The 26631-nt window shown below is 60.4% G+C and carries 27 protein-coding genes; 14 read left to right on the top strand and 13 right to left on the bottom strand.

Translation table 11 applies throughout. The features are described 5' to 3' along the window. Nucleotides 1–6: 6 nt before the first annotated feature. On the top strand, nucleotides 7–1938 hold the full coding sequence (locus ACEW8N_RS01195; protein WP_373497960.1) for a S8 family serine peptidase: 1932 nt from the start codon (nucleotides 7–9) through the stop codon (nucleotides 1936–1938). A gap of 70 nt (nucleotides 1939–2008) precedes the next feature. Here ACEW8N_RS01195 and ACEW8N_RS01190 read toward each other — a convergent pair whose 3' ends face one another. Both ACEW8N_RS01190 and ACEW8N_RS01185 read right to left on the bottom strand, forming a co-directional pair. Then, entirely contained in the window at nucleotides 2009–2683 is a 675-nt protein-coding gene (locus ACEW8N_RS01190; protein WP_373497959.1) for a YggS family pyridoxal phosphate-dependent enzyme, read from the bottom strand. 34 nt (nucleotides 2684–2717) lie between these two features. Continuing rightward, nucleotides 2718–4349, bottom strand: a complete 1632-nt coding sequence (locus tag ACEW8N_RS01185) for an FAD-dependent oxidoreductase (protein WP_373497958.1) — start codon at nucleotides 4347–4349, stop codon at nucleotides 2718–2720. A 455-nt stretch (nucleotides 4350–4804) separates the two neighbouring features. Here ACEW8N_RS01185 and ACEW8N_RS01180 point away from each other — a divergent pair, with 455 nt between their 5' ends. The 3 genes from ACEW8N_RS01180 (at nucleotide 4805) to ACEW8N_RS01170 (ending at nucleotide 6725) form a co-directional block, all read left to right on the top strand. Further along, complete coding sequence (locus ACEW8N_RS01180; RefSeq protein ID WP_373497957.1) at nucleotides 4805–5269, top strand: universal stress protein; 465 nt, start codon at nucleotides 4805–4807, stop codon at nucleotides 5267–5269. 105 nt (nucleotides 5270–5374) lie between these two features. After that, nucleotides 5375–5938, top strand: a complete 564-nt coding sequence (locus tag ACEW8N_RS01175; RefSeq protein WP_373497956.1) for a GAF domain-containing protein — start codon at nucleotides 5375–5377, stop codon at nucleotides 5936–5938. 211 nt (nucleotides 5939–6149) lie between these two features. Further along, the gene (locus ACEW8N_RS01170; protein ID WP_373497955.1) at nucleotides 6150–6725 is read left to right on the top strand and encodes a flavodoxin family protein; all 576 of its coding nucleotides are present in this window, start codon (nucleotides 6150–6152) and stop codon (nucleotides 6723–6725) included. Between the two features lie 28 nt (nucleotides 6726–6753). Here the strand turns inward: ACEW8N_RS01170 and ACEW8N_RS01165 are convergent, their stop codons facing one another. Beyond that, nucleotides 6754–7086, bottom strand: a complete 333-nt coding sequence (locus ACEW8N_RS01165) for an AzlD domain-containing protein (protein ID WP_373497954.1) — start codon at nucleotides 7084–7086, stop codon at nucleotides 6754–6756. Next, nucleotides 7083–7799, bottom strand: coding sequence for an AzlC family ABC transporter permease (locus ACEW8N_RS01160; RefSeq protein ID WP_373497953.1), 717 nt, complete (start codon nucleotides 7797–7799; stop codon nucleotides 7083–7085). Before ACEW8N_RS01160 ends, ACEW8N_RS01165 begins: the two co-directional genes overlap by 4 nt. A 260-nt stretch (nucleotides 7800–8059) precedes the next feature. Here ACEW8N_RS01160 and ACEW8N_RS01155 point away from each other — a divergent pair, with 260 nt between their 5' ends. Beyond that, nucleotides 8060–9337, top strand: coding sequence for an MFS transporter (locus ACEW8N_RS01155; protein ID WP_373497952.1), 1278 nt, complete (start codon nucleotides 8060–8062; stop codon nucleotides 9335–9337). Between the two features lie 96 nt (nucleotides 9338–9433). Here the strand turns inward: ACEW8N_RS01155 and ACEW8N_RS01150 are convergent, their stop codons facing one another. The 6 genes from ACEW8N_RS01150 to ACEW8N_RS01125 form a co-directional block, all read right to left on the bottom strand. Continuing rightward, on the bottom strand, nucleotides 9434–10366 hold the full coding sequence (locus ACEW8N_RS01150) for a YceI family protein (protein WP_373497951.1): 933 nt from the start codon (nucleotides 10364–10366) through the stop codon (nucleotides 9434–9436). A 181-nt stretch (nucleotides 10367–10547) separates the two neighbouring features. Beyond that, complete coding sequence (gene rtcA / locus ACEW8N_RS01145; protein WP_373497950.1) at nucleotides 10548–11600, bottom strand: RNA 3'-terminal phosphate cyclase; 1053 nt, start codon at nucleotides 11598–11600, stop codon at nucleotides 10548–10550. A 39-nt stretch (nucleotides 11601–11639) separates the two neighbouring features. Continuing rightward, the gene (locus ACEW8N_RS01140) at nucleotides 11640–12389 is read right to left on the bottom strand and encodes a hypothetical protein (protein ID WP_373497949.1); all 750 of its coding nucleotides are present in this window, start codon (nucleotides 12387–12389) and stop codon (nucleotides 11640–11642) included. After that, on the bottom strand, nucleotides 12390–12710 hold the full coding sequence (locus ACEW8N_RS01135) for a hypothetical protein (RefSeq protein WP_373497948.1): 321 nt from the start codon (nucleotides 12708–12710) through the stop codon (nucleotides 12390–12392). Continuing rightward, entirely contained in the window at nucleotides 12707–13309 is a 603-nt protein-coding gene (locus ACEW8N_RS01130; protein WP_373497947.1) for an RNA polymerase sigma factor, read from the bottom strand. Before ACEW8N_RS01130 ends, ACEW8N_RS01135 begins: the two co-directional genes overlap by 4 nt. Before the next feature lie 68 nt (nucleotides 13310–13377). Continuing rightward, complete coding sequence (locus tag ACEW8N_RS01125; RefSeq protein ID WP_373497946.1) at nucleotides 13378–13914, bottom strand: Spy/CpxP family protein refolding chaperone; 537 nt, start codon at nucleotides 13912–13914, stop codon at nucleotides 13378–13380. Between the two features lie 344 nt (nucleotides 13915–14258). Here ACEW8N_RS01125 and ACEW8N_RS01120 point away from each other — a divergent pair, with 344 nt between their 5' ends. Beyond that, entirely contained in the window at nucleotides 14259–14669 is a 411-nt protein-coding gene (locus ACEW8N_RS01120; protein WP_373497945.1) for an acyl-CoA thioesterase, read from the top strand. 163 nt (nucleotides 14670–14832) lie between these two features. Next, nucleotides 14833–17400 carry a glycogen/starch/alpha-glucan phosphorylase gene (locus ACEW8N_RS01115; protein WP_373497944.1) on the top strand — a complete coding sequence of 856 codons (2568 nt, stop codon included), beginning with the start codon at nucleotides 14833–14835 and terminating at the stop codon, nucleotides 17398–17400. A gap of 14 nt (nucleotides 17401–17414) precedes the next feature. Here the strand turns inward: ACEW8N_RS01115 and ACEW8N_RS01110 are convergent, their stop codons facing one another. Then, a complete protein-coding gene (locus tag ACEW8N_RS01110; protein ID WP_373497943.1) occupies nucleotides 17415–17594 on the bottom strand; it encodes a hypothetical protein in 180 nt (59 codons plus the stop codon). 446 nt (nucleotides 17595–18040) lie between these two features. On the opposite strand from ACEW8N_RS01110, the gene msrB reads away from it, so the two are divergent. Then, nucleotides 18041–19051: a peptide-methionine (R)-S-oxide reductase MsrB gene (gene msrB / locus ACEW8N_RS01105; protein WP_373497970.1), complete on the top strand. Its 1011-nt coding sequence runs from the start codon at nucleotides 18041–18043 to the stop codon at nucleotides 19049–19051. A 30-nt stretch (nucleotides 19052–19081) separates the two neighbouring features. On the opposite strand, the gene hisD is transcribed toward msrB, so the two are convergent. Next, nucleotides 19082–20383: a histidinol dehydrogenase gene (hisD, locus tag ACEW8N_RS01100; protein ID WP_373497942.1), complete on the bottom strand. Its 1302-nt coding sequence runs from the start codon at nucleotides 20381–20383 to the stop codon at nucleotides 19082–19084. A 132-nt stretch (nucleotides 20384–20515) separates the two neighbouring features. On the opposite strand from hisD, the gene serC reads away from it, so the two are divergent. The 6 genes from serC (at nucleotide 20516) to ACEW8N_RS01070 (ending at nucleotide 26354) form a co-directional block, all read left to right on the top strand. Next, entirely contained in the window at nucleotides 20516–21604 is a 1089-nt protein-coding gene (gene serC / locus ACEW8N_RS01095) for a 3-phosphoserine/phosphohydroxythreonine transaminase (protein ID WP_373497941.1), read from the top strand. Between the two features lie 278 nt (nucleotides 21605–21882). After that, the gene (locus tag ACEW8N_RS01090; RefSeq protein WP_373497940.1) at nucleotides 21883–22455 is read left to right on the top strand and encodes a hypothetical protein; all 573 of its coding nucleotides are present in this window, start codon (nucleotides 21883–21885) and stop codon (nucleotides 22453–22455) included. Between the two features lie 239 nt (nucleotides 22456–22694). After that, the gene (locus ACEW8N_RS01085) at nucleotides 22695–24590 is read left to right on the top strand and encodes a SurA N-terminal domain-containing protein (protein ID WP_373497939.1); all 1896 of its coding nucleotides are present in this window, start codon (nucleotides 22695–22697) and stop codon (nucleotides 24588–24590) included. A 65-nt stretch (nucleotides 24591–24655) separates the two neighbouring features. Beyond that, nucleotides 24656–24868 carry a hypothetical protein gene (locus ACEW8N_RS01080; RefSeq protein WP_373497938.1) on the top strand — a complete coding sequence of 71 codons (213 nt, stop codon included), beginning with the start codon at nucleotides 24656–24658 and terminating at the stop codon, nucleotides 24866–24868. 31 nt (nucleotides 24869–24899) lie between these two features. Beyond that, complete coding sequence (amrA, locus tag ACEW8N_RS01075; protein WP_373497937.1) at nucleotides 24900–25475, top strand: AmmeMemoRadiSam system protein A; 576 nt, start codon at nucleotides 24900–24902, stop codon at nucleotides 25473–25475. Between the two features lie 132 nt (nucleotides 25476–25607). Then, nucleotides 25608–26354 (top strand): DUF6125 family protein, encoded by a 747-nt coding sequence (locus ACEW8N_RS01070; protein WP_373497936.1) that lies wholly within the window; start codon nucleotides 25608–25610, stop codon nucleotides 26352–26354. Nucleotides 26355–26436: 82 nt separating this feature from the next. Here the strand turns inward: ACEW8N_RS01070 and ACEW8N_RS01065 are convergent. After that, a partial coding sequence (locus ACEW8N_RS01065) for a hypothetical protein (RefSeq protein ID WP_373497935.1) occupies nucleotides 26437–26631 on the bottom strand: 195 nt, incomplete at its 5' end.

The raw sequence follows: 26631 nt of genomic DNA, 5'->3' as shown, positions 1-26631 counted from the left end.
GATCGTATGGAAAAGCTGCTGCGATTTTTTTTACTGATCGTCTGGGTTACGGTCATCCCCGGGACGGGGGCCGCCGGGGATGACCCTGCGGAAAAGGCGCCCTATCGGGGGGGAGAGATCCTCGTAAAATTCAGACCGGAGGTCCCGGATTCAGACAGACAGGCGATTCGGGTCCTCCTGGGGGTCAGGGTCGAGCGGGAATTCAAGCGCATCGGGGTGGAGCACTGGCGGCTGCCCGAGGGCGCCGATACCGAGGCGGCACTGCGCCGGCTGGGAGCGCTCCCCGAGATCGAATACGCCGAGCCCAATTATGTCTACACCCCCCAGGCCATGCCCGGCGACCCGGATTTCGGCCTGCTCTGGCACCTTCACAATACGGGCCAGTGGGTCAACGGCTCCGCCGGCACCCCCGGGGCCGACATTTCCGCCGTGGCGGCCTGGGACACGGAAACCGGCGACCCCGGGATGGTCATCGCGGTCATCGATTCCGGCGTGGCCTTTGAGCATCCCGACCTGATCCAAAACGTCTGGACCAACGGGGGGGAAATCCCGGACAACGGGCTGGACGATGACGGCAACGGCTACGCGGATGATGTCCACGGGTGGGATTTCGTCAACGGCGACGGCAACCCGTCGGACTATTCCAGGGACCTTTACGGCGACGGCCACGGCACCCACGTGGCCGGAGTCATCGCGGCCGCGGGCGACAACGGCATCGGCACGACGGGGGTGATGTGGCGGGCGCAGATCATGGCGCTTCAGGTGTTCGACCTGTTTCAGGTCAACGCCTTTGAGGGCATCCAGAACACCCTCATCCTGGCCGCCGTGGAGTATGCGGTCGAAAACGGCGCCCGGATCATCAACTGCAGTTTCGGCGGCTACGGGAGGAGCGCGGCGCTGTTCGACATCTTCAGTTTTGCCGATCAAAACGGCGTGCTGGTCATGGCCGCCGCCGGTAACGAGAACCGCAGCAACGACCTTCTCCCCGTCTACCCCGCCGGATACGACCTTCCCAACATCGTCTCCGTCACGGCCGTCGACGAGGACGGCGGGCTGGCCGCCTATTCCAACTTCGGGCCGGCCTCCGTCGATTTGGCCGCTCCCGGCGGCAATTTTTTTTCCAACATATACAGCACCACGCCCCCCGGGCGGGATGTGCTGTTTTCCGAGGACTTCGAGGCAGGCGCGGCCGCGTGGGAGACGGGGTATGCGTTCGAGGGATGGTCCATCGCCTTCAGGGACGATTTCGGCTCCAGCGTCATCCAGGACTCGGTCGCCGATTATCACGAAAACGAGGCGTCCTATATCCAGACCCGCGTTCCCATCGACGCCTCCAACTACCGGGGCCTCCATATCCAGTTCCGTACCCGGTACCTTCTGGAGGCCGACCGCGATTTCCTGTATGTGGAGGGGGCGACGGACGGCGAGAATTTTTCCGTCGATTTCCCGGTCACCCGGGTGCTCACGGGTTTTTCGGGGGGGATCCAATCGCTCAATGCCTGGGGAAGCGAGGACGAGATCGGCCCGGAATTCTACCTGCGGTTTCGCCTGACCAGCGACGATGCCGTCAATTTCGACGGGGCCTATCTGGACGACATCCGACTCACGGGGATCCGCTGGGAATTTACCGGCGACGAATACGGTTTCAAGAGCGGCACCTCCATGGCCGTGCCCGTTGCATCGGGCGTAGCGGGGCTGGTGTGGTCCCACCGGCCGGAGCTGACCCACCTGGAGGTGAAGCAGATCCTCATCGCGTCCGCGGACCCCCATGAAACCCTGACGAACAAAGTGGCTTCCGGGGGCCGGCTCAACGCCGAAAAGGCCCTTCTGGCGGACCCGGACTCGGACGATGCGGACGGAGATGCCGGCGGCACCGAAGACGGTGGCGGGGGCGGCGGCTGCTTCATCGACGCTATGACGCAATCGTTCGGCTTCTAAGCCAGGCCGCCTCGTCGAGACACAAGGGGCTGCACTGCCGGTTCATCCGGGGCGATACAGGGGCGCCCCGTCAGGCCGGCCTCGGGCCGAAGACGATGGTCCCCGGGCGGATCATGGTGCTGCCCTCCTCGATGGCGACCCGGTAGGAGTCGGACATGCCCATGGAAAGCACCGTGAGATCGATTCCGGGCTCGTTCAGGGACCGGATGTGGTCGAAGATTTCGCGGGTCTTCCGGAAGTAGGGGCGGATGGCCTCGGGGTCGTCGAGGAAGGGGCCCATGGTCATGAGCCCCTCCAGGCGGAGGTTCGCGAGGGTCGAGATCCCCCGCGCAAGCTGTAAAACGGCCTCCTGTTCGGGCGGCGCGCCGGATTTTGCGGATTCCTCCCCGATGTTGACCTCGATGTAAACCGACAGATGTTTTCCGATGGCCTCGGCACGCTGCTGAATTTCCCGGGCCTGTTTCATGGAATGGACGGTTTGGACCACGTCGAAGAGCCGCAGGGCCTTGTTGATCTTGTTTTTCTGCAGGGGGCCGATCATGTGCCACCTCACGGCTCCCGCCCGGCCGCCCAGGGCTTCCATCAGGCTCTCGGCCTCCTGGACGTAGTTCTGGCCCAGATCCGTGGCGCCGGCTGCGACGGCCTCCCGGATTTCGTCAGGGGTCCTTGTTTTGCAGGCCAAGAGGATCGTGACATGACCCGGCACCTCCTTCCGGAGGGTTTTGTAGGCGATTCGGATGCTCATGAATGGTCCCGTCCGTTCTCCTTTCCGGTTTTTTTCAGGCCCCTTTCCGGGTCTGCCAGTAGGGGTTGATGAGGTCTTCGAAGATGGCCATGGCCGATTCGGCGCCCTGGCCGGACGCGGTGACGATCTGCTTGTAGCCGCCTTCCACGTCGCCTGCGGAATAGACGCCGGGGACGTGGGTCCGGTGACGGTCATGCCGGATATACCCCTCCCCGGTCAGTTCTACGCCGATTTTTTGCGCCAGCCCCACGGCGGGCTCGTATCCGATGGCCAGAAAGACGCCCTTGACGTCCAGGGCCGAGGTTTCGCCGGTCCGGTTGTTGTAGAGCACCACCCGCTCCACCGATTTATCCCCCTGGATCTCCTTGACTTCGATATTCCACAGAATGGGGATCCCCGCCTCCTTGAGGTGACCCACCAGCACGTCCTGCGCCCTCAGGACGTCCCGCCGGTGGACGAGGGTGACGTCGATGCCCATGTGGTGGAGGTGAAGGGCCTCGGTTACGGCGCTGTTGCCGCCTCCCACCATGATGACCTTCTTGCCGACGAAAAGAGGTCCGTCGCAGGTGCTGCAGTAGCTCACCCCCTTGCCCGCCAGGCGCGACTCGCCCGGAACGTCCAGGTGCTTGTGGGTGGCGCCGGTGGCCAGGAGCACGGCCCGCGTGTGAAACTTCCTCCGGCTGGTCTGCACGACCATGGGGGTGCCCGGCGTGATGTCCAGCACCTCCTCGCCCTGGAAGATCTGAACGTATTGAAGGGCGTGGCTGACCATGATGTCCACCAGGCTTTTCCCGCCGACCTGGGAGAAGCCGGTGTAGTTCTCGACGATGGGGGTTGTGGCCACCTGGCCGCCCAGGGCGTCCCGCTCGATGATGGCGGTCGCAAGGCCGCTGCGGACAGTGTAAATGCCCGCCGTGAGGCCCGCGGGACCGCCGCCCACGATCACCACGTCATTCTCGACCAGGCCCGCATCCACTTCGGGGATGAACACCGTCTGGGCCTCGAGCTTCTTCAGGGAGGCGCAGAAGAGCTCCTGGGACTGGGCGCCCATGCCGATGAGGACCTCGTTGGCGAAGGTCTGGGGAACGCTGTGGGCCGAATACTGGTCCGCAAGCCTCGGGTTGGCCTGGATATCCACGATCTCGAGAGAGATGACGTCAGGGCGCTCGACGGCCGCCTGGACTCCGTTCAGCGCCTGCTGGGGGCAGTAGGGGCAGGTCGGGCTCACGAAGACCTTGACGGCCCGGGGCGAGTCGATCTTTTTGAGGATTTTTTTCGATTCGTCATTCAGGTGGCTTTGGCCCATCCCGACCATCATCATGGTTTCCAGAAAGATCCGCCCCTCCTCTCCCATGGGCGCGCCCAGCCACCGGATGGCATATCGCTCCGGCGCGATCAGCAGGGTGGGGGAGTGGATCACGTTCCACTTTCTGGCGAGGTCGTGGTCGAGCGGGTATTCCCGGAAGGTGATCTTCTTGGTAAGTTCCCGAAAAATCTTAACGATCTGGCGGTTGGTCTGGGCAAAGATATCATCTTTTTCCCGGTTGACGAACATGTAGATAGGGATGTCGTTGGGCATCTGCGAAAACGCCGCCCGCAACTGGGCCATGAATTGCGCCTCGCTCATCGCCGCCTGTCGATCATCCACGCCTCTGGTGTCATCCATGTCAAACCTCCATTGAATATGCAAATTGTGGGCGATCGTTCGTCCCGATCACCAGCATTTTTGATTCATATTCTAAGAAAGGGGATAGCGGGTGTCAACCGCGGGGTGAAGTCGACGGCCGGGTGTCGACCGGCCGATGATCCCCTCCGGGGTCCGGGGGGGATTAAAGAGAAATCACATATTGCTTTTTTTCAGAGAAACGGTTATGTTAACAGTATATGAACAACAACGGCGCATCCCGCAGGCCTCACGTCCCGGACCGTCCCGGACCGTCCCGGAGCGCCTCGCGATCGCCCGGCTGCCTCGATCTGTGACAGAAATACTGAATCCGCCGCCTCGTCCGTCGACCGCATTTCCCGTTTGAGCCGCGTCTCAGGGGATGACGATAGATGATGTCATGAGTGAAATGAACCATAACCGCAACACCCAGCAGGATATGGAGAAAGGAGGGCGAGATGACCAAACAGAGAGTATTGCTGCCTTACAATTTCACCGAAAACGATCAGAAGGCCGTGGACTTCGTCATACGCATGTTTGCTCCGCAGGAGGACGCTGAGGTGACCCTCTTCAATGCGTATACATCGGCGCCGGAGATCGAAACCCGCAACAACCCGATCATGGAAAAGATGCGGCAGAACCTGACCTATCTGAGGCAGAAGATCAGCGAGCAGGAAGACAAGATCAAGGCGGTCCGCGACAGCCTGTTCGAAAAAGGGTTCGCCAGGAATCGGGTATCCTATCTCTTCAAGCCCATCAAAAAAGACATCTCACAGGATATCGTCGATCTTGTCCAGACAGAAGGATTCAACGTGATCGTCCTCAACCGCACATCCGGATCGATCTCCCGGTTTTTTACGGGGAACGTGTTCGAGAAGGTCGTGAGGGGCGTCAAGAACGCGTCGGTGCTCATCGTTACCTGATGCCTCTCCGGAGGCGATCCGTCCCGCAGGGGACCGCGTGAGATCAAACCCTACAGTCTTGCAGCCGCCTCCGGGGCGGTTGCCGCAACGGAAGAGGAGGGATTCATGACTGACAAGAACAGAATCGACGTAGGCGTTCTCAAGCTTCTCTTTGATGCCATTACCGGATCAACCCAACTGGAGACGATGTCCGGCCGGCTGACCCAGCTGCTGGTCGGCGCCCTGGGCATCAAGGGGGCCACCATCTTCATGGTCAATCCTGAATTCGAGTCTCTGGAGGTGCTGGCCACCTCCGGTCTGAGCATGGATTATGTCCGCAAGGGGCCGGTCCTGGTGGACAAGAGCCTCAAACTGGCCTCCAACCGCGAGCCCGTCGTCATCAGCGATGTCTCCAAGAGCGACCGGCTGCAGTATCCTGAAAATGCCAAGGCGGAAGGCATTCAGGCCATCGTCTCGCTCCCGGTCACCCTCCACGGGGTGATCATCGGTGCCCTCAGGCTTTATGATAAGGCCGCCTGGGAGGTTTCGGAGCACGACCTGGAGTACCTCCAGGTGCTGGCCCAGAATCTCGGGATCACCATGATGTATTTCCGTCTGGCGACCTCGCTCCTGGCCGTCAAGGACAATGTGGATGCCATCCACTCCGTCTGGCTGCGTCCAACGTACTGAGACGGCGCCAAAAGGACATGAGTCGCCGGTATCATTAAGGAATGTGATTGAGGGCGGCTTTCGGGCCGCTCTTGATTTTTTCGGCAGAGGCGCCGATTGCGGCGTTGTATCCCTGCTGTGGTCCTCCGGATGCAGATGACGGATCGCGTGCATATCCCCCCCGCCGGAGAAACGGAAGCAACCCCATAATCGTCAGAGGAGAAAATCCACCATGAAAGTCGTCGCGTTCAACGGCAGCCCCCGTAAGGATGGAAACACCTTCCATCTGATCACCGCGGTGCTGGGCGAACTCGAAAAGGAAGGGATTGAAACCGAGCTGGTGCACATCGGCGGCAAGAAGCTCCGGGGGTGCATCGCCTGCTACAAGTGCTTTGAAAACAAGGACCGGCGATGCGCCGTCACGAAAGACATGATGAACGACTGCATCGAAAAGATGATCGTCGCCGACGGCATGATCCTGGGGTCTCCCACCTATTTCGCCAACATGAGCGCCGATCTCAAGGCCCTCATCGATCGGGCCGGCCTGGTGGCCAAGGCCAACGGGGAGATGTACCGGCGCAAGGCGGGGGCCGCGGTGGTGGCGGTGCGCCGCGCCGGGTCCGTGTACACCTTCGACGCCATCAACCATTTCTTCACCATCGGCCAGATGATCATCCCCGGCTCCAGCTACTGGAACATGGGCATCGGCCGCGACAAGGGAGAGGTGGAGAAGGACGAAGAGGGCATGCAGACGATGCGGACCCTGGGCCGAAACATGGCCTGGCTGCTGAAGAAGATCAACGGCTGAACCAGATGCGACCCTTCCCCGGAATGGATCATAGGAGCGACGCGAGCAGCAGCCGCCAGCCGAAAAAGGCCGCGAGCCCGACGGCAATGGTCGCCAGGAGGTTCTTCGTAAACGCACCGACGGCCGTGGCGGCGATAGCGGCGACCAGATAGGGGTTGGTGGGGGAGACGTGCCATTCCCCCCGGGGGAGCAGGACCGCGGGCAGGGTGATGGCCGTCAGGACGGCGGGCGGGATGTACCGCAGGGAGGATTCCATCAGGGCGGGCACCCGGATCCGGTCGGCCAGGGCAAAGAGAAAATACCGAACCCCGAAGGTCACCCCCATCATTCCCAGAATCAGCAGCCATTCATTTTTGGTCATGCCGGAAGCCTCTTTCCCGTTTTTTCGGCGATCCGCGCCGTGACCATCCCTGAAAATATCCCCGCGAATGCCGAGACGATGATCCCCAGCTTGTAGGGCAGCCCCAGGGTCAGCAAAGAGGACGCCCCCGCGGCGAGGACGCAGACCGCCATGGGAGTGGTTCTGACGAAGGGGATGATCATCCCGATGAAGGTGACGGGCATGGCCACGTCCAGGCCCCAGCTCGATGCGTCGGGGATCCGGTCCCCCAGCACCAGCCCGAGGCCGCACCAGAACTGCCAATTGAGGTACATGGCGATGGACGATCCCAGCTGGTACCAGTGCTTGCAGACCGAGCCATCTTCCCGCTGAAACCGGCGGACGGTGACGGCGAAGGTCTCGTCGGTGAGCCAGAAGGCCAGGGGGATCCGCCATCTCTGCGGCAGTGCCTTCAGGTGAGGGAGCAGGGTGGCGCTGTAAAGCATGTGGCGGAGGTTGACGATGAAGGTCGTCAGGATGATGATCGCCATGGGAACCCTTGCGGCCACGAGGCCCACGGCGATAAACTGGGCCGATCCCGCGAAGACCAGGGCGGCCATGGCCATTCCGGCGGCGGGCGAAAGGCCCGAGGTCACGGCCAGGGCGCCGTAAATCAGCCCGAAGGGAAACGCCCCCAGCAGCAGCGGAAAGGTGTCCCTCGCCCCGGCCAGGAATTCATGCTTTCGCGTCGACAAAACCTCATCTCCATTTTGATCTCAACAAAACGGCCATCGGCATGCGCCCCGGCGGAATGGCGGATCCTGCATCCCCATAAAATCGGAAGGACCTTAGCGGATATTCCCTCCCAGGTCAAAAAAAAAGCTTCCCGGGGGCCGGTAAAAACAGCATGGCATCCTGTCCCGGGAGAAAAAAAGTGCATCGACGTCGGGTTTGATGGTAAGGAAAGGCGTTTTGCGCCACACCCGCTCTTAACCCTCAACCCAACGGACCCTTTATGACCACCGACCCCATGACCAAGGTGTTCCGGTACCGATGGTTCATCTTCAGCCTTCTGGCATCGGGCTATATCCTTGTCTTTTTCCACCGCCTCTGTCCGGCAGTGCTTGCGGTGGACATCATGCGGGACCTTGCTGCCGGCGGCTCGGTCACCGGGCTTCTGGGCGCTGCCTATTTCTATCCCTATGCCCTCATGCAGCTCCCCGCGGGGCTCCTGTCGGATTCCTGGGGGCCGCGCAGGACCATCACCGTCTTTCTCATCGCCGCATCCGCGGGCGCCGTTGTTCTGGGGCTGGCCCCGACCGTCGCGTGGGCGATCTTCGGCCGTACCATCGTGGGCGTCGGCGCGGCCATGCTTTTCGTCCCCACCCTGAAGATCCTGGCCGAATGGTTCCAAAAACGGGAATTCGCCTACATGACCGGGCTGCTTCTGGCCATGGGCGGCGTCGGCACCCTGACCGCGACAACGCCCCTGGTCTGGCTCAGCAGCCGGGTAGGGTGGCGGAACGCCTTCCACCTGGTGGGCGGCCTGACCCTGGTGATGGCAGTCCTCATCGGCATTTTCGTGAGAAACCGTCCGAGGGACCTGGGGTGGCCCTCGCCCCTCGAACCGGTGCCTTCGGGAGGATTCCCTGCCGTCGGCCTGGTCGACGGAATGAAGAAGGTGCTCTCCTGCGGCGCCTTCTGGCCCCTTGCCGTCTGGTTCTTCTTTGACTTCGGGATATTTTTTTCCTTTGCCGGCCTCTGGGGCGGGCCCTATCTCGTCCATGTCTACGGCATGAGCCGGGAGGAGACCGGGAGGATCCTGACCATGCTGGCCGCAGGGCTGATCGTGGGCGCGCCCGCCGTGAGCTGGCTCTCCGACCGGGTATTCAAGCGCAGGAAACCGGTTCTGGTGATCTGTGCGGCGGTCATGATCGTCGTGACCGGCCTCCTGGCCTTCCAGACCGACGGCATTCCCCGATGGGGACTCTACGCGGTCTTTTTTGTCATGAGTTTCTGCGGCAATGCCCCCGGCGTGATCGCCTTCACCATGAACAAGGAGCTTTTTCCCATCGCCATCGCCGGAACGGCCACCGGACTGGTCAACCTGTTTCCTTTTGCCGGGGGCGCCATCTACCAGCCTGTTTTAGGATATTTCCTGGAACACTGGGGCGCCGCGGCAGAGGGGTTTGCCGCAGCCGGGTACCAGGCGGCCTTCCTTGCGCTGTTTGTGTCCGCGATTATCGCTTTCGGCGCCGCGCTGCTGACTCGGGAAACCCTGGAGATCGTCTGAAGCGGTCCGCGGCGACCTAAACTCCAAGGTCTGCCTCCGGAGCATCGAGATCGTCCGGGACCTCACGACGGCCTTGATCAGGGCATCCGCTTGAGCCTAATCCTGAAACACCAGCCGGACCTCGATGCTGATGACGTCGTAGACCTGGTGCATGCCCAGGTGCCTGAAGAAGCGGGCCGAGCCGTAGATGACCCCCCACCGGGTCCGGTCGATGTCGAAGTGGGCCTCGGCGGCGAATCCCCCGTCCGCCAGCCGGTTCACCGTGGCGGGAAACCGGATGGATCTGGAGATGCCGCGGAGGGTGAGGTTGCCGGTGATCTCGTAGTTGGCCGCCGTGGGCGTGGCGTCGTCCAGCGGGATGACCGCGCGGAGGGTGAAGACGGCTGTGGGGAACCTCTTGACGAAGAAGAAGTCGTCGGAGTTGAGGTGATCAATCAATACCGGCTTCAGCGCGTCGCCTTTCAGATCGATGTTTCGGATGCCCGTCATGTCCACCTCGAAGGCCCCGGTGACCTCGCCGCCCTCGACCCGGGCCGATCCGCCGGCGAGGGAAACGGTGCCGTAATGCCGCCCGTTGGCGTTCCGGCCGGTCCACTGGATCAGGGATGCCTCGGGTACGACCGGGTAGGTTCCATCCTCGAACAGGAAGGCAGGCTCGGGCCCTCCCGCTGAGTCAGGCTGCTCTCCTTCGAGGGGATGCCCGGCCGCCGTCCATGCCGCGAGGCCCCCTTCAAACACGGCGACCCGCCGATACCCCATCCGGAGCATCTTTTCGGCGGCGACGGCCGCGTCCAGGGAGCCCGCGCCCGCGCCGTAAAGAACCACGGAAGCATCCAGGTCCCGAGTGATGGCCTCAATCTGCTGGGGAAAGGTGACTTCATAGACGCAGGCGTTCACCGCACCGGGCAGGTGAACGGCCCTGAAATGGTCGCCGGGCAGGACGTCGATCAGAACGGCGGCCGGGGTTTTTTCGAGGGATGCCTTCAGGGTCTCGGCGGATACGGTAGAAAACGTATTGGCGTGGTTCATGGCGGACCTCCTTTGGCATCAAAATAGATATGGTCGGGATCGCTTGTCAACAGGATGCTGCTCCGCGCACTCCGAGGCCGTCCAGAACCTGCTGCCGGCCGCCCATGCCATGGGGTTCGGCGCTTTATGGCTTTATTGGTCATCGGGCACCCGGACGAGAAGATTACCTCCGAAAGTCGCTTCAAGCCGGAGCGGGTGCATCAGGACTGCCGGCACGGCGGGAAATAGCGACCTCCCAGGACCCGTCGCCCTGGTCTTCCATCCTGATTTCGACGTTCAGGAATTGCCGGATCACATGGGCGTTCGTCAGGGTATGGCGGGATGGCGGCAGGGTCCGGAAGCGCCCGCCGCCGGCAAGGGCCAGGGGGACGAGAAGCTGGTCGGCGAGGCGGCGGCCCACGGGAACATCCGCGGCCAGGTATTCCCGGACCTCCGAAATGACCTTCGCCGCCACGTCCTCGGCGGGCACGCCCCGCCGGCCGAAGCCCGAGAATACCTCGACGAGGGCGTCGCTCTCCACGGTCACGGTGACGATGTTCCCGGGGCCCGCCGAGTTCCCGATCTCCTCGATGTCGAGCTGCTCTTCTTGCAGCGATAGGTCTTGACGGAGGACGGCGATTTCCCGCAGGGCGATGTGCCGGGGCAGCCGGGCCACGGCAACCCTTGCGCGGATGCGCCGAATGGCGCCCCGATGGCGGAGATCGATGGGAGCGAGGTGCCGGCAGGGCCGGACGCTGACCTGAAAACGGCCCCCGCCGGCCGGATAAAACCCCGGGCGGACGAGGGCGGCCGTCACATCGGGGCCCATCTGCCGGATCAGGGGAAGGAAGGTCTGGTCGAGGAAATCGAAAGGCGGTGCAAAGGGATTGTGGGTGCCCCCTTCCAGGACCAGTTCGGAATCGCCGTCCGCCGTGAGCAGGGGCGGCAGGACGGCCTGGAGGACCAGGGTGGCGCTCCCGGCGCTCCCCACGTTGAAATGATACCGGCCCGATCGCACCGTCTCGGGCCGGAAGGTCAGGCTGGTCATGCCCAGGGCCGCTTCAGGCGCATCGGCCCGGCCGACCCTGGCGGCCGCAAGAACGGCGGCCAGGTGCTGCCGCATGAGCCCGGGCTGCTTGCGGTTGCCCCGGATGCGGGTGATGGTGAAGGGGGTGAGGGTGGCCAGGGAAAGGGCTATCGCTGTCCGGAGAATCTGCCCGCCGCCCTCACCGCAGGAACCGTCGATCTGGATCATCGGCCGTGTCTCCCGGGAGGCGCTTTTCGTTGAGGGTTCTCAGGGGGCGTCATTGGATGCCGGTGGGGATGGCGGTGGCGGCGGGGCAGGGGGGCCCTCCAGCTCCCGCGCCGTGAACTCATCCCGGATCTTACTATAGACCGCTAGTTGATCGGCCGTCAGGATGGCCGATAGCTCGCGCTCCGTTTCCATCTGAATGTCGTCGAGTTGCCTCTGGAAATCCGCCTCGCTGAGATCCTCCTTCCACTGTCGCCTGAACAGCCTGCGTTTCTGGTGAAAATCCTTCTGAAGGATCGGCTGGACCTGCTCCCACACCGCTTCGGTCAAATCGAGGCGCTGTTTCAGGAGCCTCTGGAAAGGACGCGATTCCGAGTGCCTCGGGGGGCCGAAGGCGTCATGGGGCCGGAGCCATCGTTTTCTGAGCTTTTGGAAATGATGCTGGAATTTGTCCAGCTTCTCCTGCTGTTCCGGGGAAAGAGCCGTCTTCAGAAGCTGAAAATGCCGATCGATGATGGTGTCCAGTTCGCCGGCGTGTTTCTTCCTGAACTCGGACAGGGACTCCTCGAGGTCGCCCAGGATCTCCGCGACCTTTTTGCGCTGCTCCGGGGTCAGGTCCAGTTCGTTTCCGATCTTTTCCATGAACCGGGGAAACAGAAAGGCGGCCGGGCCCCGGACCATCCTCTCGAACCGATGCTTCTGGTAGATGTAGGTCCCCAGGGCGCCTGCGGCGATCCCCATGAAAAATATCAGGAGGATCCCCGCCATCATTTTCAGCTTGACGTGGTTCATTTAAAATATCTCCATGGATTGCACCAGGCTGAAATCGAGCGGATCACTGATGAACAGGCGGGCCATCTCGTATTCCGTCTGGAAGCCGCTCTGAAAGGCGACCGCCGACAGCACCAGCACCAGAACGCATGCCGCCGCGGCAAACCGCCAGGAGAGTCCCGCGAGGTCGTCGATGAGGCGGGCGCGGCGGGCCAGCGCCGGAATCGCATGGATTCGGATCATGACCTTCTGCTGCCATCCGTCGGCAACGACGGCGGCCTCCTTTTTCCTGTAGGCCGCGGCCAGAATTTCTCTCATCCGGTCATTTTTGGGGTATGTCATCGATCCTCCTCGCCTCCGGCCAGTCCGGTGAGTATTTTTTCGAGCTTCTTTCTGGAGCGAAACGCCCGAACCTTCACGTTGGCGACGCTCCAGCCCAGCAGCTTCGCAGCTTCTTTGCCTGTCAGACCTTCGAGATATATCAGGTCCAGCACCATCCGGTCTTCGGGGGAGAGCCGGCCTAAGGCCTCATCCAAAACCTCCCGGGCTTCGCGCCGTCGGCCCAGGTCTTCATACGTGTCGCCGGAGGTGTCTGAAAGGGATTTCTCCAGCCACGATGCCTGGGCTTCCGTCAACGTGCTCATGGGGATTTCGCGGTTCCGGTAGTGCTTCCGCCAGAAATCGTAGCAGGTTCTGACGGCGATGGCCGAAAGCCAGTGTTTGAAGCTGCCGCTCTCTTTGAAGCCCGGCAGGGACTGGTACGCACGGATGAAGACGTCCTGGGCGGTTTCCGCCACCTGGCCGTAAGGGAGATGCCTTTTCAAGATCCCCAATACCGGCTGCTCATATCGCTTGAGGAGGGTCTCAAAGGCGTTTGGCTCCCCGTCCATCACCCGCTGAACGATCGCCGCGTCGCTGTCGGTGTTCGCGTTCTGCTGCATGATGAGAAGTCAGTCTCGTTTACCGGCCGAAGCCCGGGAAATGAATTCCCGGACCCCGGCAGACGGTATTACTGGATCAGCGCGTCCATCTGTCTTTCAAAGTCTCCCCACCGCCGGTCGGATCGGTCCCGCATCCGCTCGTGCCGGAGGGTCATTTTCTCCTTTGCCTGGGCGAGCTGCTCCTTGGTGAGCACGGTTTTGATCTCGGACATCATCTTGAAGCGGAGAACCGTCATGGCCTCTTCGGCAGCCGCAGCCGCGCCGTAGGCTTTCCGAACCGCCGCTTCATCGGTGCCGTCCGCCATCATGAGCTCCATCATGCCCTGGCGGGCCGTCCAGACGGCCTCTTTTTGGGCTTTCAGCTCGGGGGCAAAGCCCTTTGCAATCTCTACGATCTTCTGCATCTGATCGTCGGTGAGATCGGCGTCCCGCAGAAATCCGAACCCCATCATCCCGTGTCCGCCGTTCCTGCCCATGGGGCATCCGCGATACCCCATGCCGTCACCGTTTTTCCAGCCGCGGCCGTGGCCGGCCATGGCCGGCGAACTCACGATAAAAATCATGGCAAGGCCCAAGATGATTGTCAATCCTTTGTTGATCTTCATAGCATCCTCCATGTGTCGAATGTGATGGTCAGGGATCCTCCTGACCTTTCCGTATCCGGCGATCTTATCGCCTCCTGATGGTAAGATCGCCCGAGAGGGGGAGATGGTTACACCACCCTTCGTTTTTTTTCGGGAGGGCCGCTGCGGCCGGAGGTTTGGCGGAGCCTCCTGCTCTGGATGATACTCGGGCGATCTCGGTCTGGATGGTTGCCTTTTTCATCCCGATGAGCGATATAAGGGAGCGTGAAGATTCACGGTGGAAGCGGCCCCCGGAGCCTTCGGCTCAGGGATCGGCCTGTAAACTGAAATTACATCCATGAACGGACAGGGCCTGACGATTCCATATGAACGAATTCAAGATCAGCATCCCCCTCACGGTTCGCGTTTCGGAGATCAATTACGGCAATCATGTCGGGTATCAGCATTACCTGACCTATTTCCAGGAGGCGCGGATCGCCTACCTCGGCAAGCTGGGATTCACGGAAAAGGACATCGGCGGATATGGCATGATCGTCTCCGAGGTGACGTGCCGGTATCGCAGGGAGCTTTTTTTGGGGGATGTCGTCGATGTCGGTTGCCGTGTCGCGGAAATCAAATCCAAGGCGTTCATCATGGCCTATCGTATCGAAAAAATGAATGTGACGTGCGCCACGGGCGCCACCACCATCCTCTGCTTCGACTACGCCGCCGGAAAGGTCGTCCCCCTTCCTCCGGCATTCACGGCGGCAGTCGCCGCGATCGAGAGCGCGGGCTGAGGTCCGGGGATGTGGACACACGCCGCCGCGGACATTATGTTGGTTCCAAAGGCGATTGGCGCCCACCCCGTCCGGGGACCGGGTGCGGGCTTGATGTCCCCGGCCGCGTGAATGACCGCGGGCGGAGGGAAAGGCGTTTTCACATGGAGATGGAGGCAGTTCCATGATCATTCGGAAAGACAGACCCCCGGTGAGCGCGGGGAATGAACCGGGCGTCCCCGGGGAGCCCCGGAAAAAAGAGATGAAACCGATTGCTGCCCTGTCGAACCCGCGGATGGGGATGAACCTGAGCGACCTCCGGCAGGGGTTTTTGGACAGCCTGGTCTTCAACCGGTGCAGGTTTCCGTTTCGGGCCACCCGGTACGACATTTATATGGGGATGGCCTATGCCATCCGGGATCGGCTGGTCCATCGGTGGCTCAGCACCTCGGAAACCTATCTCAAGTCCGATGCGCGCCTGTTAGGATACCTCTCGGCCGAATACCTTCCCGGCCCCCATCTCGGCAACAACCTCATCAATCTCGGGATCTTTGAACTGGTTCGGGCGGCGACGGCCAAGGCCGGTTTTGACATCCACGACGTCATGGATGAAGAGGTGGAGCCCGGGCTGGGCAACGGCGGCCTGGGGCGGCTGGCCGCATGTTTTATGGATTCTCTGGCCACCCTCGAGATCCCGGCGATCGGGTACGGGCTCCGCTACGAGTTCGGGCTGTTCCGCCAGGATATCAAAGACGGCCGCCAGGTGGAGATGACGGACAAGTGGCTGCACAACGACAATCCATGGGAGATCGCGCGGCCCAACCTGACCTACAGGGTCGGGTTCGGCGGCACCACCGAGCGCTACAAGGACAGCGACGGAACCGTCCGGTCCCGGTGGATGCCCGACCGGGAGGTCCGGGGCATGGCCTACGACACCCCCATCCTGGGCTACCGGGTCAACACGGCCAACCTCCTCCGTCTCTGGAAGGCCGAGGCGGAGGAGTCCTTCGACTTCAATGCTTACAACGTCGGGGATTACTACGGGGCGGTCCGCCAGAAGATCGCCTCGGAGAACATCACCAAGGTCCTTTATCCAAACGACGAGCAGATCCAGGGTAAGGAACTCCGGCTGGAACAGCAATATTTTCTCGTGTCCTGCTCGCTCCAGGACATGATCCGGATCCACGTCCGGTACCGGAAATTCGATCTGGAATCCTTTCACGAAAAGTTCGCCGTCCAGCTGAACGATACCCACCCGTCCCTTGCGGTGCCGGAACTGATGCGCCTTCTGGTGGATGAACATGACATGGAATGGCACCGGGCCTGGGAGATCACCCGCAATACCTTTGCCTATACCAACCATACGCTGCTGCCCGAGGCCCTTGAAAAATGGCCGATTGACCTTTTCAGCCGCCTCCTCCCCCGTCACCTCGAGATCATCAACGATATCAATCAGAATTTTCTGAGCGAGGTTATCCTCCGCTATCCCACGGATACGGGGCGCTTCAGCCGTATGTCCATTTTCGAGGAGGGGCCTGTCAAGCAGATCCGCATGGCGCACCTGGCGACGATCGGCAGCTATGCGGTCAACGGGGTTGCGGCCCTTCACACGAAGCTGCTCAAATCCGATGTCCTTCACGATTTTTATGAACTATGGCCGGAAAAGTTCAGCAACAAGACCAACGGCGTCACTCCCAGGCGATGGATCGCCCTCAGCAATCCTGCCCTTGCGGACCTGATCTCGAGGCGCATCGGCGGCGCCTGGCTCAAGGACCTGGGTCAGCTCAAGGCCCTGGAGCCCCATGCCGAGGATCCGGAATTCCGGCGGAAATGGGCCTCGGCAAAGCGCTCCAACAAGGAGTCCCTTGCCTTCATGCTGGAGGAGCGCCACAACATGGTGATCGATCCGGAGACCCTCTTCGACGTCCAGGTGAAGCGGATCCACGAGTACAAGCGGCAGCATCTGAACGTGCTTCACATCATTACGCTTTACAACCGCCTCATTGAGAACCCCCATGCCCCCATCGTGCCGCGGACTTTCATCTTCGGCGGCAAGGCTGCGCCCGGATATGCCATGGCCAAACTCATCATCCGCCTGATCGCCGCCGTGGGCGAAAAGATCAACGACGACCCGGATGTCAAGGGACGGCTCACGGTGATGTTCTTCCCCAATTTCAGCGTCAAGAACGGCCAGTGGATCTACCCGGCGGCCGACTTGAGCGAGCAGATCTCCACGGCCGGCATGGAGGCCTCCGGCACGGGAAACATGAAGTTTTCCATGAACGGGGCGCTTACCATCGGCACCCTGGACGGTGCGAACGTGGAGATCCGCGAGGCCGTGGGCGAGGAAAACTTCTTCCTTTTCGGGATGGATGCCGGTGAGGTGAAGGCCTCGCGCACCCGCGGGTATCGGCCCCGGGACGTCTACGAAAGCATCCCCGAGCTCAGGGTCGCCATCGACGCCATCCGCTCGGGCGTCTTTTCCCGCGGAGATACCGGCATCTTCCAGCCGCTGGTCGACAATCTGCTGGGGCAGGACCCGTTCATGGTGCTTGCCGATTACGCTGACTACGTGGAATGCCAGGACAGGATCGGCCGGGTCTACCTGGATCAGGATCGGTGGGTCCGGATGTCGATCCTGAATACGGCGCGGATGGGTTATTTTTCATCGGATCGGACCATCCGGGAGTACTGCGAGGAGATCTGGAAGGTGAAGCCCCTGCCCGTGACGCTGGAGAAACTCGATGGGTGACGCTTGGAAGGCGCTTAATTGTGAACACCGTTGATGTTGGCCTCCGACGTGGGGCACTCGATGATCGATTCGATTTGGAGATACCAGAATTCTTTCGTAAACCGTCGCTCCGCTTCCTGAAAATCCTTTGCAAAGCGGTACCGGACTCTCTTGACATTGTCGGGGTTGTAGCCGACCATCTTGAATGCTTGCATCAAGATCCTCCATGGGTTGTTTCCGTCTGATGAACGCCGTCAACGTTCAGGGCTTCGGTTGACGCGTCAAACTGTTCCCGGTGAAAAACCCCGCCGGAAACGTAGTCAGATATAATAATGTTGATTCGTTAAAAACTCAAGCTGACTTTCATGACGAGGGTAACATTTTCGATTTTTCAGACATATGCCGAATGGCTGTTTTCACAGGGGTTTCCCAAGGTGTAAAGGGTGCATATACTTTCGTGTTATGACCCGGGAGAAACAGCGGCGAACCGCCGTATCCGATTGGCATGACAATGGTTTCTCCCGCCGACGAAAGGAGCACGGTGATGAAGGTTGGCATTCTGATGATCCTTGGTGCAGCCGGCGTGATGCTGGGGCTGGGCGCCCTGCAGTTCGCCGACGGCATGAACTCTACCGGAAAGCATACGGAGAAGGGCAATATGATAAATATTTCTCAAAATATGAAAACAGCGACCTTTGCGGGCGGCTGCTTCTGGTGCGTGGAGTCCGATTTCGAGACGATCGACGGTGTGATCGAGGTGGTCTCGGGGTACACGGGCGGCGATACGGAGAATCCCACCTACGAGCAGGTATCTTCGGGCAGGACCACCCACCTTGAGGCGGTACAGGTGATCTACGATCCGGAGAAGGTTTCGTATGCGGCGCTCCTCGATGTCTTCTGGCGGCACGTGGACCCGACGGACGGCGGCGGGCAGTTTGTGGATAGGGGCCCGCAATACCGGACCGCGGTGTTCTACGAAACCGAAGACGAGAGAGGCATCGCCCAGAGTTCCAAAGCAGCCCTGGAGGAATCCGGCCGATTCAGCAGGCCCATCGTGACGGAGATCCGGAAGCTGGATAGATTTTACGCCGCAGAGGACTATCACCAGGATTACTACAAAAAGAGCCCGGCCCGATACGGACTCTACCGAAGCAACTCCGGCCGGGACCAGTTCATTCGAAAGGCCTGGAAGGACGGAGAGGGCCCCAAGGCAACCGGAGCAGGCCCGGCCCCGTATGTCAAACCCGACCAGGCAACCCTTCGGAAAACCCTTACGCCTGTGCAATACACCGTGACCCAGGAGGAGGGCACAGAGCCGCCGTTTAAGAATGCTTACTGGGACAACAAGGAGGCGGGCATTTATGTGGATATCGTGACCGGCGAGCCCCTCTTCAGCTCCACGGACAAGTTCGATTCCGGCACCGGGTGGCCGAGTTTCACCCGGCCTCTCGATCCGGCCAATATCGTCGAGAAAACGGACCAAAAATTCTTCATGGTCCGGACCGAGGTGAAAAGCCGCCGCGGCGATTCCCACCTCGGCCATGTTTTTACCGACGGCCCCCGGCCCACGGGGCTCAGGTATTGTATCAACTCGGCGGCCCTGCGCTTCGTGCCAAAGGAAGACCTGGAGAAGGCGGGGTACGGGGTGTATCTCCAGCTGTTTTCCCCATGAGCCTCCTCCGGCGGGGTTGGCAGCTGGCGCCTACTTCTCCAGCCGTACCCTGACGGACTGGGCGTGGGCGCCGAGGCCCTCGGTTTCGGCGAGCCGGATGACGTCCAGGGCCTCCGCCCGGAAGGCGGCTTCGCTGTAGGAGATTACGCTGGTCTTCTTGATGAAGTTGTCCACCGACAGGGCCGATGAAAACCGGGCGGTTCCGGCAGTGGGCAGCACATGGTTGGGTCCCGCGATATAGTCTCCCATGGGCTCGGGCGTGAACTGTCCGACGAAGACCGCCCCCGCGTTCCGGACCTTCCCAAGGTGCTCGAAGGGGTCCTCGATGTGGAGCTCCAGGTGCTCCGGGGCGATCCGGTTGGCGAGATTGAACCCGGCGGACAGGTCGGAAACGATGAAGGCCGCGCCGTAGGCCGCAAGCGACTTCCGGGCCAGCTCCTTCCGGGGAAGCCGCTCCAGCTGACGTGCCACCGCCGCTGAAACCGCCTCCGCAAGGGGTCTGGAGGGGGTGACCAGCACGGCGGAAGAGAGGGGATCGTGCTCGGCCTGGGAAAGGAGATCCGCCGCCGTGTATTCCGGGTCGGCCGAGTCGTCGGCGATGACCAGCACCTCGCTGGGCCCGGCGATCATGTCGATGCCCACGGTGCCGGAGACGATCTTCTTGGCGATGGTGACATGGATGTTGCCGGGGCCCACGATGACGTCGCACCGGGGGATCCGTTCGGTCCCATAGGCCAGGGCGCCGATGGCCCACGCGCTCCCGACCCTGAACACGGCGTCCACGCCCACTCGACGCGCCGCGGCGAGCATGCAGGGGTTGACCGAACCGTCCCGGCGGGACGGCGTGACCATGACAATGCGGTCCACGCCGGCGATTTTTGCGGGAATGACGTTCATGAGAACCGTCGACACCAGGGGCGTGTCCCCGCCAGTTCCGCCGGGCACATAGACCCCCGCGGTCTCCACCGGGGTGAAGATCTGCCCCAGCAGGGTGCCGGGGCGGTCCATGGTGATCCAGGATTTCCTGAGCTGCTTCCGGTGAAAGGTCTCGATCTGTTCCGCGGCCCGGTTCATGGCGGCCATGAAGGCACCGTCCACTTCCGCTTCGGCCGCCTCGAATTCCTCCGGCCTGACCTCTATGTTTTCGGCCCTCAACCCGGGGGCGTCGAAGCGGTTGGCGTAATCCACCAGGGCCGCGTCCCCCCGCGATGCGACATCTTTCAGTATGGTTTTGACATTCTCGAACAGGGCGTCATCAAATGTCACGCCCCGGGCGGCGATGGCGGCCAGCCGCTCGGATGCCGCGTGGGATGGGTAGGTGTAGATTTCCATGGTCTCCGCTTTTTTCCTCCATAAATGTCGTTATCATCTTGACAACAGGATAGCCTTTTGAAAAAAGAAGGATTTCTAATTAACACAGGTGAGTTGTTCACACAATATTCAATATGATGAACGGAGGCGTTTATGAAGGAGAACCGAATCTACAATTTTAATGCCGGCCCTGCGGCCCTTCCCCTGCCCGTCCTTGAGGAGATTCAAGAGGGCTTTTTGAATTTTGCGGGGTCCGGCATGTCCATCACCGAAATCAGCCACCGCTCCAAGTGGTTTGACGCCGTGATCGAGGACGCCATTGCGCGCACCCGGCGCGTGCTGAAACTGGATGACAGATTCCATGTCCTCTTCCTGCAGGGCGGGGCAAGCATGCAGTTCTGCATGATCCCCATGAACCTCCTCCCCGACGGCCGTTCCGCCGATTACGTCAACACCGGCACCTGGTCCACCAAGGCAATCAAGGAGGCGAAGATCCTGGAGAAAACCGTCAACGTGGCGGCCTCCTCCGAAGACCGGGATTTCGCGTACATCCCGAAAAACATCCCGTTCAACCAGGATGCGGCCTATGTGCACATCACCTCCAACAACACCATCAAGGGGACCCAGTGGGCCGAATTTCCGGAGACCCGCGGCGTGCCGATCATGGCCGACATGTCCTCGGACTTCATGAGCCGCTCCTTCGATCCCAATCCCTTCGGCGTGATCTATGCCGGGGCCCAGAAAAATATCGGGCCTGCCGGGGTCTGCATGGTGATCATCCGGGAGGACATGCTGGCGCGGGTGCCCCCGAACCTGCCCACCATGCTCAAATACACGACCCACAGCGAGAAGAACAGCATGTTCAATACGCCGCCCTGTTTTGCGATTTACATGGTTCAACTGGTCATGAAATGGCTGGAGGAGACCGTCGGAGGCCTCGAGAAGATGGCGGCCGTCAACGAAAAGAAGGCCGGCACCCTATACGGCTATATGGACAAGAGCGGATTTTACCGGGGCACGGCCGACGTCGACAGCCGTTCGCGGATGAACGTGACCTTCCGCCTGCCTTCCGAAGCGCTGGAACAGAAGTTCATCCAGGAGGCCACCCTAGAAGGTTTCGGCGGCCTCAAGGGGCATCGCTCCGTGGGGGGATGCCGGGCATCCATATATAATGCCACGGGGATCGAGGCTGTCGAGGCGCTGGTGGATTTCATGAAAACCTTCGAGAAAAAGAACGGGTAGGCCTGCGCTCGCCCGTTTTTGTGAAAGAAAACGACAACGGTCCGGCCCCGCCGCCCGGATGCGCGCGGCGGGGCATTCCTCCTGATGGTGAAATGGCCCCCGATCCTCCCGGAAACAGCCCTGGCTTCCCCAAGAATCCTTCTCCCGACCACATGCCGGGGCTCCGCCGAATCGTCCTTGATTTTGACGGGACACTGATCTCGGAGCACCTATTGACTGCCTGGGTCCTGTTCATTCTGCGCCGTTCCGGGTGGCCTGCCGGTCGGAGAATGGCATTCATGCTGAAAAGCCTCGTCCGCGGCGGGGCGGCCATGATCTTATCCCGATGGCCCGCATGGGAGCCAAGGGCGGTCCGCACGGCCTTCGGCGCCTTCCGGGGCGTCGAGGAAAAGAGCCTTGCGGCTCTGGTTCATCACAGCTCAACACGAAGGCGTTCGGCGAAACGCAATGCCCTCAGCCTGAATCCGGCGGTGTTGGCGATCCTCGATCATCTGGTCCCATCCTTCCGGCGGACTCCGGAAATTCACGTCGTTTCCCGGGGGTCCTCCCGGGATGCCGTGGGGCAATTCCTCCGGAGGCCCGATGTCCGCCGCCGTTTTCACGCCATCGGCATTTCCACCGCGTCCGTCGCCATCCACGCCAACGACATGGAGACCGACGGCGCCGGCTGTTACACCGGCGGCATCCGAGGGAATATCTTATTGAAATTCAATCGGATGGACGTGATGCCCGAAGGCGCGGTTTTTATCGGTGATGACGAGGACGAAATCATCTTCAGGCGGCGGGGCGGGAAAAGCGGGATCCGCTTCGTCAACTGGCGTCGGTGGAAAGGGGAACAACAGAAGTATTGACAAAAACGTCGATCCTGAATAATATAGTTCCTTTTTTATAACGATTCTGAAAAAACTGCATATTTTGCAGGAAAAACAGTCTGAAATCGTCCTGAGTGAAAAAGCGGTTTTTTTGAACTTCGGCCGTAAGCCACTGGCATTTCAATGTATATTTTATACAATACATGAAGATCGCAGGGGCGCGGATGGAGGATGAATCGGGGCGCCGTGGAAAAACACCATGAACGAGGTAATTGAGCATGCTCAAGTTAATGCGGGAGAAGGCCGGCAGCTGGTTTATCAAAGCGATTCTGGGGGCTATCGTCATCGTTTTCATCTTCTGGGGGGTGGGGAATTTCCGCTCGGAGCGGATGAACAAGGTTGCCGTCGTTAACGGCACACCCATTACCGTCGAGGCCTACCAACAGTCCTACAACAGCCTTATCGAACGGTATCGCAGTCAATTCGGGGATCAGTTGAACGAGGATATGATCCAGATGTTCGGGCTGAAAAAACAGGCGCTTGATCAACTCATCAACCAGGCACTCATGCTGCAGGAAGCCGAAAAGCTCAACCTTCGCATCACGGACGATGAGCTGGCCGCTTCGATTCAGGCGATACCGGCCTTTCAGAATGAGGGCGTGTTCGACAAGCGCATTTATACTCGGGTGCTGAGCATGAACCGGCTGAGCCCGGAGGAATTCGAGAACGGGCAGCGGGAATCCATTCTGGTGGAAAAGCTGAGGCAGCTGGTCATGGGCAGCGTCAAGGTTTCGGACCAGGAGGCCCGTGACTATTATCTCTGGGAAAATGCATCGGTAAACGTCGAATTTGTGATGTTCGCTCCGGACAAGTATCCGGATATGGCGGTGACGGATGACGAGGTTCAAAAATATTTCGACGCAAACCAGAACAATTACAAGACCGAGCTGAAGCTGAAAGCCCGGTATATCTATTTCAATCCTCAGGAGTTTACCGCAGGCGTAACGGTGGGTGACGAGGCCGTCAAGGACTATTTCGATACCCATCCCGATGAATTCAAGGTGCCGAAAACAGTCAAGGCCCGCCATATCCTCTTCAAGCTGGAAAACAACAGTTCGCCGGAGGTCGTCGAAGAGAAGCGCAAAAAGGCCGAGGAGGTTCTGGCGCTGGCCAAGGCCGGGCAGGATTTCGCGGAGCTGGCCAGGACCTATTCCGAAGGGCCCAGCAAGGACCTCGGCGGCGATCTGGGGACCTTCAAGAAAGAAACCATGGTCGAACCTTTTGCGGATAAAGCCTTTTCGATGAATGCCGGCGAAATCAGCGAACCGGTGCGCACGCAGTTCGGATGGCATATCATCAAGGTCGAGGCGGTGAACGAGGCCTCTGAAAAAACCCTCGACGAGGTCAGGGAAGAGATCCGGAAAAACATGACCACCGAGAAGGCCAAGACGCTTGCCTACGACAAGGCCGAGTCGATCTTCGACGCCGCGTTCGAAGGGGACGACCTGAAGAAGGTTGCCGAAGGCCATGATGTCAAGGTCGGGGAAACCGGGTTTTTCACGCTGAACCAGGGGCCGGAAGGTGTCAATAATCCGGTGCGTTTCGCGGGGGCGGCCTCGGGGCTTGCCGACATGCAGATCGGCGACATCCAGGATTTCAGCGATGGATATTATCTGATCCAGGTGGTCGCAAGAGAGCCCGAGGTGGTGGCGCAATTCAGCGACGTGAAAGACAAGGTCAGAACGGATCTCATCCGAGTAAAACGCTCGGAGAAGGCTGTTGTGGATGCCAAAGCCTTTTTGGGCGCCCTGAAGGGTGGGGCGTCCATGAAGGAGGCGGGCGCTAAAATGAACCTGTCTCCCAAGGAAACGGGTTTTTTCAAGCGCGCAGACGCGATACCGGAGATCGGCAAGGCGCCCGATATCGCCTCGGCCGCTTTTGAACTTTCCAAGAATTCACCGTTGCCTGAAGCCCCCATCACCGGGCCCAACGGGACATATGTGATTCGGTTTGCAGAGCGGAAATCACCGGAAGCATCGGCCTTCGAACCCGAGAAAGCCGCCGTCAAGGAACGGCTTCTGACGCAGAAGCAGCGGGGCGCCTTTGGGGACTGGCTGGCCCAGGTCAAAGAAAAAAGCGATATCACCATTACGCAGCAGGATATCATGAACTGACGCCATGCGCGGACGGCCGGGTCAGTCGCCGGATGCGCGTGGACCGAGGTTTGGAGGCGGGCAACATGAGCGGACGAATGGGGGTTAAAAGATGCCCTTACTGCTCCACCAATCTGAATAAGGGCGATACCCGGTGCTTTTCGTGCAAGCGCAAGGTCGGTGAGGCCAACAAAGACGGCATTGCGAAAAAGCCCTTTGACTGGAAGGGGTACGGTATGAGCATCCTTGCGACCATTGCGTTTATCGGGTTCATGTGGTGGGCGTTTTTCCGGAAATAAGCGCAATATGCCTGTAACGGGGATGGGGAACATGACGCGGTTGACGGACGATGAAAAGAAGGGCCTGCTGAGGCTGGCGCGCTCCGTGATTGCCTCTAAAGTGGGCGCGGAAAGCGGGGAAGCATATCCGCAAAGCATCTCCTCCTTTTTGGGTCAGCCCATGGGATGCTTTGTCTCGCTGCATAAAAAGAAGGCCCTTCGCGGGTGCATCGGTATCATCGAGCCGGTGGCGCCCCTAATCGACGGGATTCGGGAGAATGCGGTCAATGCCGCATTCCGCGATCCGCGATTTCCGCCGATCGAAAATAGAGAACTTGATGAAATCAATATAGAAATCAGCGTGCTGACCTCCCCTGAGCTCCTCGCGTTCTCGACCCCCCGGGATCTCCTGCGCCAATTGAAGCCCGGCGTCCATGGCGTCATCCTCACCAAGGGGGGCCGCCGTTCCACCTTTTTGCCACAGGTATGGAAGCAGCTGCCGGAGAAGGAGCGGTTTCTTGAACAGCTTTGCCTGAAGGCCGGGATGAAACGAGACTGCTGGAAGGATTCGGGGATCGAGGTTCAGGTGTATGAAGTGGAATCATTCTCCGAGAGGCCGTCTCTATAAGGAAGCGGACGCATCCATCGTTCCGGTGTGTCCAGGTTTCTTGAATCGATAGCCATCGGGAGGCGGAACAGGACCTGGCGGCGGTGGAACAGGGATGATCATCCGCCCACAGGAAAGGAACAGGGAGAGAAAATGGGTATCACCGAGTCGGTTGCGCAGGCGGAAAAGGATGTGCTGGTCAAGTTGGTGATGGATGCTTTTCGGCGGATCATTGTCCATTATGGCGCCTGGTTTTCAGAGGTCGAACACCAGATCGGGATGGCGAATGCGCTGGAAGTTGAAAAAGAGGTGTGGGATGCAAGCCTCTCGAACCAGATCACCCGTCTCGGAGCGACCCTGGGTTTCGGCGTGGAGGGCGGTGTCCCGGCGGCGTTGAAGGCCCTGCCCCGTGAGGCCCTGATCGACCTGATCGAAAAGGTCGGTATCAACTGGCTGGCGAATGACGGCATCTGGTTCCAGGCGGTCGAGCGGAATTTCGGCATGGCCGACGCCAAGCGCTGCAACGACACCTGCTGGACCCGGTTTTCCCCATTCGAGGCATCGCGGATCAAATCATTGCTGAACCTGCCGGAACACGGCGGGATCCCGGCATTGAAAGAGGCCCTGACCTACCGCATGTATGCCTTCATCAACAAGCAGTCCATCGAGGACGTCAACGAGGGCTGCATCATTTTCAGGATGAACGATTGCCGGGTCCAGGCGGCCAGGAAGCGAAAAGGGCTCTCGGACTATCCCTGCAAATCCGCAGGCCTGGTGGAGTATCCCTATTTTGCAAAAACCATCGATCCCCGAATCGAGACAGTGTGCATCGGGTGCCCGCCGGACGAACATCCGGATGACTGGTTCTGCGCCTGGAAATTTACCCTGGCGGGGGAATAGCGGCCCCAGGGTTCGGTTCGGATAGATCTTATCGGAGGGCTTTCGAAAAAACCTCTTGACAATGTTGGGGTAATTTTGTAGGTTATGGGTCCGTTTGGGTCTGCTTACCGACAGGAAGGGCGACGGTCGGCAGGTTTTTTTTTGTTTTTTTGAGGTTAGCAGAAAAAGCCCTTGACGGGAAGTGAAGAAGGCAGTAAAAAGCCTGGGTTTTTTGAATGAAGGGTGTGTGGGAGTGCGGTTTTTTCGGTTTCAGCAAGAGGGCGAAAAAAGTGCTTGA

This window comes from Desulfococcus sp. (assembly GCF_041737845.1).
In the GTDB taxonomy this organism is placed as follows: domain Bacteria; phylum Desulfobacterota; class Desulfobacteria; order Desulfobacterales; family Desulfococcaceae; genus Desulfococcus.
Note: the sequence above shows the minus strand (reverse complement) of the source record. Positions and strands in the feature narration are given on the sequence as shown.